Origin of the sequence: Streptomyces lunaelactis, assembly GCF_003054555.1 — a bacterium.
Taxonomy (GTDB): Bacteria; Actinomycetota; Actinomycetes; order Streptomycetales; family Streptomycetaceae; genus Streptomyces; species Streptomyces lunaelactis.
The window spans coordinates 2,050,581-2,063,397 of sequence record NZ_CP026304.1; the positions used below are offsets into that span (position 1 = coordinate 2,050,581).

The 12,817-nt window shown below is 68.5% G+C and carries 15 protein-coding genes; 1 reads left to right on the plus strand and 14 read right to left on the minus strand.

Translation table 11 applies throughout. The annotated features are described in order from the left end of the window. Window positions 1-251 precede the first annotated feature (251 nt). The 5 genes from SLUN_RS09185 to SLUN_RS09205 form a co-directional block, all read right to left on the minus strand. Complete coding sequence (locus SLUN_RS09185) at window positions 252-704, minus strand: hypothetical protein (RefSeq protein WP_108148020.1); 453 nt, start codon at window positions 702-704, stop codon at window positions 252-254. A 644-nt stretch (window positions 705-1,348) separates the two neighbouring features. Beyond that, window positions 1,349-2,338: a 2,3,4,5-tetrahydropyridine-2,6-dicarboxylate N-succinyltransferase gene (gene dapD, locus SLUN_RS09190; RefSeq protein WP_108148021.1), complete on the minus strand. Its 990-nt coding sequence runs from the start codon at window positions 2,336-2,338 to the stop codon at window positions 1,349-1,351. Between the two features lie 10 nt (window positions 2,339-2,348). Continuing rightward, on the minus strand, window positions 2,349-3,572 hold the full coding sequence (locus SLUN_RS09195; protein WP_108148022.1) for an MFS transporter: 1,224 nt from the start codon (window positions 3,570-3,572) through the stop codon (window positions 2,349-2,351). A 123-nt stretch (window positions 3,573-3,695) separates the two neighbouring features. Further along, window positions 3,696-4,232 (minus strand): TetR/AcrR family transcriptional regulator, encoded by a 537-nt coding sequence (locus SLUN_RS09200; RefSeq protein ID WP_108148023.1) that lies wholly within the window; start codon window positions 4,230-4,232, stop codon window positions 3,696-3,698. Further along, window positions 4,232-4,552, minus strand: coding sequence for a DMT family transporter (locus SLUN_RS09205; protein WP_246339608.1), 321 nt, complete (start codon window positions 4,550-4,552; stop codon window positions 4,232-4,234). The genes SLUN_RS09200 and SLUN_RS09205 overlap by 1 nt, the downstream gene beginning before the upstream one ends. A 151-nt stretch (window positions 4,553-4,703) precedes the next feature. Between SLUN_RS09205 and SLUN_RS09210 the strand changes: the two genes are divergently transcribed. Next, complete coding sequence (locus tag SLUN_RS09210) at window positions 4,704-5,771, plus strand: hypothetical protein (protein WP_257153694.1); 1,068 nt, start codon at window positions 4,704-4,706, stop codon at window positions 5,769-5,771. A gap of 2 nt (window positions 5,772-5,773) precedes the next feature. Here the strand turns inward: SLUN_RS09210 and SLUN_RS09215 are convergent, their stop codons facing one another. From SLUN_RS09215 to SLUN_RS09255, 9 genes are all read right to left on the minus strand, one after another. Next, window positions 5,774-6,139 carry a VOC family protein gene (locus tag SLUN_RS09215; protein WP_108148025.1) on the minus strand — a complete coding sequence of 122 codons (366 nt, stop codon included), beginning with the start codon at window positions 6,137-6,139 and terminating at the stop codon, window positions 5,774-5,776. Between the two features lie 57 nt (window positions 6,140-6,196). Next, window positions 6,197-6,535, minus strand: coding sequence for a metal-sulfur cluster assembly factor (locus SLUN_RS09220; protein WP_108148026.1), 339 nt, complete (start codon window positions 6,533-6,535; stop codon window positions 6,197-6,199). Beyond that, complete coding sequence (sufU, locus tag SLUN_RS09225; RefSeq protein WP_108148027.1) at window positions 6,532-6,987, minus strand: Fe-S cluster assembly sulfur transfer protein SufU; 456 nt, start codon at window positions 6,985-6,987, stop codon at window positions 6,532-6,534. Before sufU ends, SLUN_RS09220 begins: the two co-directional genes overlap by 4 nt. An 11-nt stretch (window positions 6,988-6,998) precedes the next feature. After that, entirely contained in the window at window positions 6,999-8,255 is a 1,257-nt protein-coding gene (locus SLUN_RS09230) for a cysteine desulfurase (RefSeq protein WP_108148028.1), read from the minus strand. Continuing rightward, window positions 8,252-9,016 carry a Fe-S cluster assembly ATPase SufC gene (gene sufC, locus SLUN_RS09235; RefSeq protein WP_108148029.1) on the minus strand — a complete coding sequence of 255 codons (765 nt, stop codon included), beginning with the start codon at window positions 9,014-9,016 and terminating at the stop codon, window positions 8,252-8,254. Before sufC ends, SLUN_RS09230 begins: the two co-directional genes overlap by 4 nt. Window positions 9,017-9,023: 7 nt before the next feature. Next, entirely contained in the window at window positions 9,024-9,341 is a 318-nt protein-coding gene (locus tag SLUN_RS09240) for a bifunctional 3-phenylpropionate/cinnamic acid dioxygenase ferredoxin subunit (RefSeq protein ID WP_108148030.1), read from the minus strand. Further along, complete coding sequence (gene sufD, locus SLUN_RS09245) at window positions 9,341-10,522, minus strand: Fe-S cluster assembly protein SufD (RefSeq protein ID WP_108148031.1); 1,182 nt, start codon at window positions 10,520-10,522, stop codon at window positions 9,341-9,343. The genes SLUN_RS09240 and sufD overlap by 1 nt, the downstream gene beginning before the upstream one ends. An 82-nt stretch (window positions 10,523-10,604) precedes the next feature. Further along, on the minus strand, window positions 10,605-12,026 hold the full coding sequence (gene sufB / locus SLUN_RS09250) for a Fe-S cluster assembly protein SufB (protein WP_108148032.1): 1,422 nt from the start codon (window positions 12,024-12,026) through the stop codon (window positions 10,605-10,607). After that, window positions 12,023-12,739 carry a helix-turn-helix transcriptional regulator gene (locus SLUN_RS09255; RefSeq protein WP_108148033.1) on the minus strand — a complete coding sequence of 239 codons (717 nt, stop codon included), beginning with the start codon at window positions 12,737-12,739 and terminating at the stop codon, window positions 12,023-12,025. The genes sufB and SLUN_RS09255 overlap by 4 nt, the downstream gene beginning before the upstream one ends. Between the last annotated feature and the right edge of the window lie 78 nt (window positions 12,740-12,817).

Sequence of the window (12,817 nt, forward strand, 5' to 3'; positions counted from 1 at the left end):
GGTTTGATCGAGGACCGGACCGGGCGGCGTGCGGTGCGGAGGCGTGACGTGGTGTGCGTGCAGCCTGTGCCGCTATTGGGACCAGCACGGTTCTGTGACGGAGTACGCCACCGCCTCATGGGGGCGGGACGCCAGCTCACGGGTACTGCGCTTTGCGGCTGGCCCGAGCAGCATGCACGAAAGGGCCTCGAAACGGCCCGCCCGAAGAAGGGGCGGGCCGTCACACAAAAGACGCTTCCACTGACGGATGATCAGGCGGGCCCGTCCAGGCTGACGTAGCACGTGTAGTCGCTCTTAGGGTCTTTTTTCGGAGTACCGTCGTACCCGTCTTCCCAGCCGCCACCGGCCTCCGGGAATCCCGTGTACGCCTCCTTCTGGGTTCCGCCGACCCAGAAGTGGGCTTCCCGAGTGTTATCGACGTCGGAGTCCAGCACGCAGGAGAAGTTGTTCTTGGTCCAGTACTTTCCGCTCGGCTGGCCCGTGGAAACGAACTCAACGTACCAGTAGTCGAAATTCTCCGAGCCCATCCCGGTCTGGTAGTGCCGAAGGAACGGCCCGGCACTGTCCCCGTCCTTCAGCAAGTCGAGTTTATACGAGTCGGATTCGACACCACTCTTTGAGGTACTGAACTTCAGGACGACGTTCTGAAGGTCCGCACCCCACTCGTTGAAGAACCGTACATTGATGGTCCGATCGGTTGACACCTCGAAAGCACCTCCTGGGCAAGGTTGGGCGTAGCGGCGAGCCGCAGAAACTAGCCTGATCCACAGTCGGATAGTGCATATCAAACTTATTTGGTCCGATGCACTCCCGCAAATGGTGCGCGGAGAGGCCGCTCTCATGGCCCCCGGCCGCACAACGATGACCAGGTGATCCGCACCCGTGTTCCGGTGATTCCCAAGCTCAGAGCGTTCGCCGTAGCGACGGCCTCGTACCACCCTTCCCCTCCGTGCGCCAGCGCAGAGCGGCATGTGTCTCGACCGTTAGGTCTCTGTGGGGGGGGACCCAAGAGCGCGTGAGGAGAGCAAGGGGAAGCGCCATGGAGGTCCCGGCGTGCCAGATCCGTGCCAGATCCATCGGTCAGCCACGGGCAATCGGGGTGTGTGACGGTGTCGGTGACGATAGGTAGGCCCGGAGCCCTGGCAGGGCTGTTGAGCTGGAAGCACGTTTTAGGGAGCGGCGCCAGGCTTACAAAGCAGGTGTCGCCCAACGCACGAGCGCCCTTCCCGGGCCGTCCTGGGGCCGTGGAAGGGCGCTCAACGATGACCGACGCCGAAAACTGCCGACAGCCTGGCAGCGGGTCAAAGCGATGATCTATTAGGCGGCCGCAGGTCACGGCCGCCGGTGATCAGTTGTGGCTGTGCAGGACGTCGTTGAGGCCGCCCCAGACCGCGTTGTTCGGGCGGGCCTCCACCGTGCCGGTGACCGAGTTGCGGCGGAAGAGGATGTTGCTCGCGCCGGACAGCTCACGGGCCTTGACGATCTGCCCGTCGGGCAGGGTGACCCGGGTCCCCGCCGTGACGTACAGACCGGCCTCGACGACGCACTCGTCGCCGAGCGCGATACCGACGCCCGCCTCGGCACCGATCAGGCAGCGCTCGCCGATGACGATGCGCACATTGCCGCCGCCGGAGAGCGTGCCCATGGTGGAGGCGCCGCCGCCGATGTCGGAGCCGTCACCGACGACGACACCCGCGGAGATCCGGCCCTCGACCATCGACGTGCCGAGCGTGCCCGCGTTGAAGTTGACGAAGCCCTCGTGCATCACGGTGGTGCCCTCGGCGAGGTGCGCGCCGAGGCGGACACGGTCGGCGTCGGCGATGCGTACGCCCTTGGGCGCGACGTAGTCCGTCATCCGCGGGAACTTGTCGATGCTCGTCACGGCCAGGTGCAGCCCCTCGGCGCGGGCGTTCAGCCGCACCTTCTCGACGTCGTCGACGGCGACCGGTCCGAGCGAGGTCCAGGCGACGTTGGCGAGCAGCCCGAAGACGCCGTCGAGGTTCTGGCCGTGCGGCTTGACCAGCCGGTGCGAGAGCAGGTGCAGACGCAGGTAGGCGTCGTGCGCGTCGAGAGGCTTGTCGTCGAGCGCGGCGATGACCGTACGGACGGCGACGACCTCGACTCCGCGGCGCGGGTCGGACCCGATGGCCTTGGCTGCCCCTTCGCCGAGGAGCTCGACGGCGCGCTCGGCACTCAGCCGCTCAGTGCCGGCGGGCCCGGGCTCGGCGGTGAGCGCGGGGGCGGGGAACCAGGTGTCGAGGACGGTGCCGTCGGTGGTGAGGGTGGCGAGTCCGGCGGCGACGGCGCCGGTGGTGCGGGGAGCAGTGGTGTCGGTCATGACAGAAAACCTAACCGGCCGGGAGGCGACTGAGCGAACCGGTCTCAGTTGACGGGCGCGTACGCAGCCTCCCCGCCGCCAGAACCGTGACTCCCGCCGCCCCCGCGAGGACCGCGCAGGCGGGCCACAACAGCGCGGGCGCGGCCGAGTAGAGCGCGCCTCCCAGTGGCGGCGCGAGCACCTGGCCGCTGACGGAGGCGCCCGCGTACAGGCTCTGGAAGCGGCCCTGCGCATGGACGGGGGCCTCGTCGGCGACGTAGGCGGTGGCCGTGGTCTTGTAGAGGATCTCGCCCGCCGTCAGCGACAGCATCATGGTGATGGCGAACAGCAGCCCGGCGCCCGGGATCAGTACGGCGTAGCCGAGGCCGACCAGCAGCAGTCCGGTGCCGACGATGCTCAGCGGGGCGCGCCTGCGCAGGGCGTGGGCGGCGGGGAGTTCGAGGCAGAGGATGACGCCGCCGTTGATGGCGAGCAGCCAGCCGTAGACCTGGGTGTCCATACCGTGGTCGGCGAGGAAAACGGGCAGTGTGGAGTACTGCTGCCGGTAGACGAGGTCGACGCAGAGGATCGCGGCGAGCAGCACCAACACGGTGGGGCGGGCGCGCAGTTCGCGCCATACGCCGGGCGCTTGCGGGTCGTACGCGGGCTTGGCGTGCACCGCCGCGCGGGCGGGCAGCACTCGCGAGGCGTACGCGGCGAAGGCGAGCGTGCCGAGGCCGTCGGCGACGAAGAGCCAGTCGTACGAGGCGCGGGCGGCGATCAGCGCGCCGAGCGGCGGGCCGACGGTGAAGCCCGCGTTGCCCGCGAAGCGCATCACGGCGAAGCCCTGGCGGCGGGCGCCGTCGGGGACGGACACCGCGACGAGCGCGGAGCTGGTGGCGCGTACGACGCCGGCGGCGTACTCGGCGAGCGGAAGGGCCACGTACAGCGCGGCGATCGGGAGCGCCGGGAGGGTGACCAGGACGGCGCCGCTCACGGTGGCGCCGGCGAGCAGGGCCCGGCGGTGACCGTAGCGGTCGCCGAACCAGCCGCCGGTGAAGTTCCCCGCGACGAGGCCGGCGCCGCCGATGCCGCTGATCAGCCCGGCCTGGGCGAGGGTCAGCCCGCGCGGCCCGGTCAGATACACGAAGAGATAGACGAAGGTGAAGCTGACCACCGAGTTGAAGAACGCCCCGAAGGCCAGCATCCGCACCGCCCGCGGCACATCCCGTATCGCTCGTGCCGCCCCCGCCATCGACCCGCCCCCCAGTGAGTTCCCTTTGGGAACGGACTATGTCAGCCGGATCATGGCCGGTCAACAGCGGGACGGCCGGAGGGACGCTCCAGGCCCTGCCGCCCGGTCCGGGTCGGCGCTCGCTCAGCCGGCGATCCGCGCCAGCATCTCGCGCGCGTACCCCGCCTCGTACTCCGCGCCCGTCAGCAGCACCTGCAGGCAGATCCCGTCCATCAGCGCCACCAGCGCCCGCGCGGTGACCGGATCGGTCCGGCGGGACAGGATCTCGGCGACGCCCTCGCACCACTCCGCCGCGACCGGCCGCAGCGCGGGCCGCCGCAGGGCTGCCAGGTAGAGCTCGTACTCCAGCTCCACCCCCGCGCGCTCCCCCGAGAGCCAGTCCCCCATCAGCCGCGCGAGCTCCTCGGCGAGGTCCGCGTCCGGGTCGGCGAGCGCGTCGCTGTCCCGGACGGCCGCCGCGAAGCCCTCGTTGGCCTGGCGCAGCGCGGCGACCAACAGCTCGTCCAGCGAGGCGAAGTGATACGTCGTCGAGCCGAGCGGCACATCCGCCTCCGCCGCCACCGTGCGGTGGCTGAGCCCGGCGATCCCGCTGCGCCCGACCACCCGGATCGCCGCGTCGATGATGCGCTCGCGCCGCTCGGGGTCGTACCGCCGCGCCATCAGTGCGCACCCCCGAAGTTGAGCACCACGACCCCGGCGATCACCAGCGCGATGCCCGCGATCTTGACCGGGCTGGTCGACTCACCCAGGAAGATCATGCCGATCGCGGCGATCGCGGCGGTGCCGACGCCCGCCCAGATCGCGTACGCGGTGCCCACAGACAGCGTCTTGAGGGTCTGCGCGAGCAGCGAGAAGGCGAGCACATAGCCCGCGACCGTGAGCAGTGAGGGCCAGAGCCGGGTGAAGCCCTCGCTGTACTTCATGGCCGTCGTTCCGGCCACCTCCGCCGCGATCGCCGCGGCCAGCAGTCCGTATCCCATGCGTACGAGGGTACACATCGTTGCGTACATCCGTACACAACGCCGGATCCCCGCCGGGCGGCGCGGTGATGGACCCTGCCCTGTCCCACCCCGCCCCGTCCCGCTACGGTGTCCCGTCCGACCAGGCACGAGACGCGCGGGAGATTCACCAGTGGCATACGGAAACACGCCGCACGCAGGCCCTCCGGGCTGGGGCGGCTGGATGCCCCCGCCGCCGCCAAAGCCAGGGGTGATCCCGCTGGCCCCGCTCACCCTCGGCGACATACTGTCCGGCGCCTTCGCCACGATCGGCCGCTACTGGAAGCAGCTGTTCGGCATAGCCGCGGCCGTGTACGGCGCGGCGACCGCCGTCGTCGCGGCAGCGCTGGCGGTCGCGTACGCCGTCGTCGGGGACAACCTCGACCGGGTCGTCGGCGTGGAGGACGACCATCCGTCCGCCTGGGACGACATCCTGCCGCTGCTCATCGCCTTCGTCGTCGTGTGGTGCGTCAGCATGATCGCCATGCTGCTCGCCACGGCGGTGATCTACGCCGCCTGTCCCGCGCTGCTCCAGGACGCGGTCCTGGGCCGGCCGACCACCTTCGGCAGCGTCTGGCGGCGCGCCTGGGCCCGGGTCCCCTCGGTCATCGGCACGCTCTTCCTCACGGCTCTGATCTTCCTGATCCCGTTGGCCCTGTTCCTGACGGCTTTCGTCGCCCTGTCCGTCGCGCTGCTCGCCCTGCGCACCGGACCGCTGATCGTGCCCTTCCTCGCCTTCCTCGGCGCCCTCGTGACCGCCCCGCTGGGGATCTGGCTCTGGGTGAAGTTCAGCCTGGCCCCGGCGGCCGCAGTCATCGAGCGGCAGCGCCCGATCGCGGCGCTGCGCCGCTCCTCCGAGCTGGTGCGGGGCGGCTGGTGGCGGATCTTCGGCATCTCACTGCTGGCGGCCGTCCTGGCCGCTGCGGCGAGTTACGTCATCCAGCTGCCGTTCAATCTCGCGGGGGCCCTTCCCGGCCTGGTCGACACCTCGGATCTGGGCTCCGACCCCGGCGTCTCCCAGATCCTGGTCGCCATGGGCGGCGCGCTGATCGTGGCGATGGTGGGCCAGCTGATCGGCCAGATCTTCGTCGCCGTCTTCCCGCAGCTGGTGAGCAGCCTGCTCTACGTCGACCAGCGCATCCGCAAGGAGAACCTGGCCCCGACGCTCGCCGAGGCCGCCGCCGTACCGCCCGTGTACTAGTCCTAGTCGAGCAGCGTCTTCTTCGGTCGCAGCACACAGAACTCATTGCCCTCGGGGTCGGCGAGCACCACCCAGGTCGCCTCCGGCCGCTGGCCGACGTCGGCCCGCCGCGCCCCCAGCCCGATGATCCGGTCGACCTCCGCGCCCTGATCGTCGGGCGTGAGGTCGATGTGCAGCCGGTTCTTGACCGACTTGCGCTCCCCCACGGGTACGAAGGTGATCCCCGGCAGAGTGAACTCGTCCGCCCCGATGACGATTTCGTCCTCGGCCTCGAAGACCACCTTCCAGTCCAGCACCCGGCTCCAGAAGCGGGCGAGCGCCGGCAGATCGTGGGCGTCGATGACGACGGTGTACAGAGAAACGGCCATGCCCGCCAGTCTGCCTGGCGGTCATGGCCGTTTCGTGGATCTCGGTGAGAATCCGGCTCAGACGTTGAAGCCGAGCGCGCGCAGCTGCTCGCGTCCGTCGTCCGTGATCTTGTCCGGGCCCCACGGCGGCATCCAGACCCAGTTGATCTTCAGCTCACTGACGATGCCGTCCGTCGCCGACTTCGCCTGGTCCTCGATCACATCGGTCAGCGGACAGGCCGCGGACGTCAGTGTCATGTCCAGGGTGGCGATGTTGGAGTCGTCGATGTGGATGCCGTAGATCAGGCCGAGGTTGACGACGTCGATGCCCAGCTCGGGGTCGACAACGTCGTACAGCGCCTCGCGGACCTCCTCCTCGGAGGCCGGCTTGGTCGTCACCATCTCGTTCTCGCTCATGCGGTCTTCCCTTCGGACAGCGCCTGCGCCGTCGCGTCCTTCCACGCCATCCAGCTCAGCAGAGCACACTTCACACGGGCCGGGTACTTCGAGACACCGGCGAACGCGACCGCGTCCTCCAGCACCTCCTCCATCGCGTCGTCCGGCTCGAGCTGGCCCTTGGACTGCATCAGCTCCAGGAAGGTCGCCTGGATCTTCTGCGCCTCGGCGAGCTCCTTGCCGACCAGCAGCTCGTTCAGTACGGAGGCGCTGGCCTGGCTGATGGAGCAGCCCTGGCCCTCGTAGCTGATGTCCGCGATGAGCGTTCCCTCGTACCGCACGCGGAGAGTGATCTCGTCACCGCACGTCGGATTGACATGGTGCACCTCGGCGTCGCCGTCCCGCAGACCGCGCCCGTGAGGGTGCTTGTAGTGGTCCAGGATGACGTCCTGGTACATCGAATCCAGCTTCACGCCTCAGTCCCTCATCCGAAGAAGTTGCGGACGTGCTCCAGCCCGTCGATCAAGGCATCGACCTCACTCGGCGTGGAGTACAAATAGAACGACGCCCGCGTGGTCGCAGGAATTCCGTACCGCAGGCAGACCGGCCGCGCGCAGTGGTGGCCGACCCGGACCGCGATGCCCTGCTCGTCGAGTACCTGGCCCACGTCGTGCGGGTGGATGTCGCCGAGCACGAAGGAGATCGCCGCGCCGCGGTCCTCGGCCGTGGTGGGGCCGATGATCCGCAGGTCAGGGACCTCCAGGAGACGCTTCACCGCGTACTCGGTGAGGGCGTGCTCATGCTGGGCGATCTTGTCCATGCCGATCGCGGTGAGGTAGTCCACGGCCGCGCCGAGGCCGACGGCCTGGGCGATCGGGGGCGTCCCCGCCTCGAACTTGTGCGGCGCGGGCGCGTACGTCGAGGAGTGCATCGACACGGTCTCGATCATCTCGCCGCCGCCGAGGAACGGCGGCAGGTCCTCGAGCAGCTCCTGCCGGCCCCACAGCACGCCGATGCCGGTCGGGCCGCACATCTTGTGGCCGGTGAAGGCCACGAAGTCGGCGCCGAGCGCCTGTACGTCCAGCGGCATGTGCGGCGCGGCCTGCGAGGCGTCGATCAGCACCAGGGCGCCGACGTCCTGCGCGCGGCGGACGATCGCGTCGACCGGGTTGACCGTGCCCATGATGTTGGAGACCAGCGTGAAGGAGACGATCTTCGTCTTCTCGGTGATGATCTCGTCGATGTTGGACAGGTCGAGGCGGCCGTCGTCGGTGAGGCCGAACCACTTCAGCTTCGCGCCGGTGCGCTGCGAGAGCAGCTGCCACGGAACGATGTTGGAGTGGTGCTCCATCTCCGTGATGACGACCTCGGTCTCGTGGTCCACGCGGTAGGGCTCATCGGCCCAACCGAGCATGTTCGCAACGAGGTTGAGCGACTCCGAGGCGTTCTTGGTGAAGATCACCTCGTTGCGGCTCGGTGCGTTGATGAAGGCGGCGACCTTGTCGCGGGCGCCCTCGTACAGCGCCGTGGCCTCCTCGGCGAGCACATGGACACCGCGGTGGACGTTGGCGTTGTGCTGTTCGTAGTACTCGCTCAGCACATCGAGCACCTGCCGCGGCGTCTGTGACGTCGCCGCGTTGTCCAGGTACACGAGCTTCTTCCCGTCGTGGATCACGCGGTCCAGGATCGGAAAGTCCTTGCGGAGCGCCTCAGTGTCGAGGAGGCCCGGCAGCTGTGTCACGCGGATACGCCACCCTTCGTGTATGCCTCGTAGCCCTCGGCCTCGAGCTTGTCGGCGAGCTCGGCGCCGCCGGACTCGGCGATCCGTCCGTTCGCGAAGACGTGGACGAAGTCGGGCTTGATGTAGCGCAGGATGCGCGTGTAGTGGGTGATCAGCAGAGTGCCGACCTCGCCGGTCTCACGGACGCGGTTGACGCCGTCGGAGACCTGGCGCAGCGCGTCGACGTCCAGACCGGAGTCCGTCTCGTCGAGGATCGCGATCTTCGGCTTGAGGAGCTCCAGCTGGAGGATCTCGTGGCGCTTCTTCTCACCGCCGGAGAAGCCCTCGTTGACGTTGCGCTCGGCGAAGGCCGGGTCCATCTGGAGCTGCTCCATGGCGGACTTGACCTCCTTCACCCAGGTACGCAGCTTGGGGGCCTCGCCGCGGATCGCCGTCGCCGACGTGCGCAGGAAGTTGGAGACCGAGACGCCGGGGACCTCGACCGGGTACTGCATGGCGAGGAACATGCCGGCGCGGGCGCGCTCGTCGACGGTCATCTCCAGGACGTTCTCGCCGTCCAGGGTCACGGTGCCACTGGTGATCGTGTACTTGGGGTGGCCCGCGATCGAGTACGCGAGGGTCGACTTGCCGGAGCCGTTGGGGCCCATGATGGCGTGCGTCTCGCCCTGCTTGACGGTCAGGTCGACGCCCTTGAGGATCTCGCGGGCGCCGTTCTCGGCCTCGACGGAGACGTGCAGGTCGTGGATTTCAAGCGTTGCCATGGGTGACTCAGGACTCCTGGGTGACGGAGACGAGCACATCGTCCCCTTCGATCTTTACGGGGTATACGGGGACGGGGCGCGTCGCGGGAAGGCCGGACGGCTTGCCGGTGCGGAGGTCGAAGGTGGAACCGTGAAGCCAGCACTCGATGGAGCAGTCCTCGACCTCACCCTCCGACAGCGAGACGTTCGCGTGCGAGCAGATGTCGTTGATCGCGAACACCTCGCCCTCCGTGCGCACGACCGAGACCGGCGTGCCGTCGAGTTCCACCCGCTTCGGGGTGTCCTCCTCGAGCTCGCTCAGCGCACAGGCTTTGACGAAGGCCATCAGACGGACGCCTCCAGCTCCGCGTCGATCTTGGCGAGAAGGCGCTCCTCGACATCGGGCAGGCCGATCTTCTGGACCAGCTCGGCGAAGAAGCCGCGGACCACCAGACGGCGGGCCTCGCCGGCGGGGATGCCGCGGGCCTGCAGATAGAAGAGCTGCTCGTCGTCGAAGCGGCCGGTGGCGGAGGCGTGACCGGCGCCGGCGATCTCACCGGTCTCGATCTCCAGGTTCGGCACCGAGTCGACCCGAGCGCCGTCCGTGAGGACGAGGTTGCGGTTCATCTCGTAGGTGTCCGTGCCCTCGGCCATCACCCGGATCAGCACATCGCCGATCCATACGGCGTGCGCGTCCTGGCCCTGCAGCGCGCCCTTGTAGGCGGCGTTGGACTTGCAGTGCGGGGCGTTGTGATCGACCAGGAGGCGGTGCTCCTGGTGCTGGCCCTGGTCGGTGAAGTACAGGCCGAAGAGCTCGGCCTCGCCGCCGGGGCCCGCGTACTGCACGCGCGGGTGGAGACGTACGACATCGCCGCCGAAGGTCACGACGAACGACTTGAACGTGGCGTCGCGGCCGACCAGCGCGTTGTGCTGGGAGACATGGACGGCCTTGTCGTCCCAGTCCTGGACGGAGACGACGGTGAGCTTCGCGCCGTCGCCGAGCAGGAAGTCGACATTGGCGGCGAGCACCGCGTCACCGGTGTGGTCGATGACCACGACGGCCTCGGCGAAGGCGCCGAGCTCGATGACCTGGTGCGCGAAGGCGGTGCCGCCCTCGCCGTGCACGGAGATCCGGACCGGCTCGGTGAGCACGGCCTCCTTGGGCACGGTGACGACCGAGGCCTTCTCGAAGGAGGAGTACGCCTGGGCGGCGACCCGGTCCACGGGGGTGCCGGCCTTGCCGAGCCGGGCGTCGTCACGGCCGACGGTCTCGACGATGACGCCCTCGGGCGCGTCGATGTCGACCTTGATGCCGGTGCCGGTCGCGGTGGCGGTGCCGTCGTGCAGACCGCGCAGCCGCTCCAGCGGAGTGAAGCGCCACTCCTCCTCGCGGCCGTGCGGCACCGGAAAGTCCGCCACGTCGAAGGACGGGGGCGCACTCATGCGAGTGGCGACGGTCGACTCGGCGGCCACCGCGATCGAGCCGGCGGTGGTGGATCCCGCCGGAATGTTCTGAGCCTCAGCCATGGCTGTCGTCTTGCTCACTCTCGTTAAAAGGACGCTGCCTACGTCAGACAGAAGAACAGTCGCTGCTCGGGGACGGCGGGTCTCAGCCGACCGACCCCTCCATCTGCAGCTCGATCAGCCGGTTGAGCTCCAGCGCGTACTCCATGGGCAGTTCCTTGGCGATCGGCTCGACGAAGCCGCGCACGATCATCGCCATCGCCTCGAACTCCGTCATACCGCGGCTCATCAGGTAGAAGAGCTGGTCCTCGGAGACCTTGGAGACGGTGGCCTCGTGGCCCATGGACACGTCGTCCTCGCGGACGTCCACATACGGGTAGGTGTCCGAGCGGGAGATCGTGTCGACCAGGAGCGCGTCACAGAGCACGTTGGACTTCGAGCCCGCGGCGCCCTCGCCGATCTCGATCAGACCGCGGTAGGAGGTACGGCCGCCGCCTCGCGCCACCGACTTGGAGACGATGTTGGAGGAGGTGTTCGGGGCCATGTGGACCATCTTGGCGCCGGCGTCCTGGTGCTGGCCCTCGCCCGCGAAGGCGATGGACAGGGTCTCGCCCTTGGCGTGCTCGCCCATCAGGTAGACGGCCGGGTACTTCATGGTGACCTTGGAGCCGATGTTGCCGTCGACCCACTCCATGGTCGCGCCCTCGTAGGCCACGGCGCGCTTGGTGACCAGGTTGTAGACGTTGTTCGACCAGTTCTGGATCGTCGTGTAGCGGCAGCGGCCGCCCTTCTTGACGATGATCTCGACGACGGCGCTGTGCAGCGAGTCCGAGGAGTAGATCGGGGCGGTGCAGCCCTCGACGTAGTGGACGTAGGCGTCCTCGTCGACGATGATCAGCGTCCGCTCGAACTGGCCCATGTTCTCCGTGTTGATACGGAAGTAGGCCTGCAGCGGGATGTCGACCTTCACGCCCTTGGGCACGTAGATGAACGAGCCACCGGACCACACGGCGGAGTTCAGCGAGGCGAACTTGTTGTCGCCGACCGGGATGACCGTGCCGAAGTACTCCTGGAAGAGCTCCGGGTGCTGCTTCAGCGCGGTGTCCGTGTCGAGGAAGATGACGCCCTGCTCCTCCAGGTCCTCACGGATCTGGTGGTAGACGACCTCGGACTCGTACTGAGCGGCGACACCGGCGACCAGGCGCTGCTTCTCCGCCTCGGGGATGCCGAGCCTGTCGTACGTGTTCTTGATGTCCTCCGGCAGTTCCTCCCACGAAGCGGCCTGCTTCTCGGTGGAACGGACGAAGTACTTGATGTTGTCGAAGTCAATGCCCGACAGGTCGGAGCCCCAGCTCGGCATGGGCTTCTTGCCGAACAGCCGCAGGCCCTTGAGCCGCAGCTTCAGCATCCACTCCGGCTCGTTCTTCTTCGCCGAGATGTCGCGGACGACGGCCTCAGAAAGGCCACGCTTGGCCGTGGCGCCTGCCGCGTCGGAGTCGGCCCAGCCGAATTCGTACGTACCCAGACCCTCGAGTTCGGGGTGGGCAGTCTCCGTGGGGAGAGTCATGCGGGGTTCCTCCCGGCCGTGCTTGCAGAACCTGATGGCGGTGTGGTCTTGGGAATGAACGTCGTGCAGACCTCGTCGCCGTGGGCGATGGTTGCCAGACGCTGTACATGGGTCCCGAGCAGGCGGGAGAAGACCTCGGTCTCCGCCTCGCACAGCTGCGGGTACTGCTCGGCGACATGGGCGACCGGGCAGTGGTGCTGGCAGAGCTGCTCGCCCACCGGCGCGTTACGCGCCGTAGCAGCGTACCCGTCGGCACTCAGGGCCTTGGCGAGAGCTTCCGTGCGCTCTTCGGGGGCTGCGGCCTCGACCGCCTCGCGGTAAGCCACCGCCTGTGCCTCGATCCGAGCGCGGGCGAAGGCGGCGACGGCCGCCTCTCCCCCGGCGTTCTGCTCGATCCAGCGGAGAGCGTCGACGGCCAGCGTGTCGTAGGACTGGTCGAAGGCGTCCCGCCCGCAGTCGGTCAGCGCGAACGCCTTCGCGGGCCGCCCGCGCGTACGTGCGCCGTAGATCCGCTGCTCACGGGGTTCGACGACATTCTCGGCGACGAGCGAGTCGAGGTGGCGGCGGACCGCGGCCGGGGTCAGGCCGAGGCGCCCCGCGAGGTCGGTCACGGTGGACGGGCCGTGATCCAGGATGGAGCGCGCGACCCGGTTGCGCGTGGAGCGCTCACCGGTCGCGAGTTCCTCCTGCGGAACCTCGCCAACGTTTTTCACAACGCCATTGTTGCGTAATTCCTCTGGCCCTGACAACTGGCGTCCACGACGTGGTCCGGTGCGCTTCATCACTAAGGG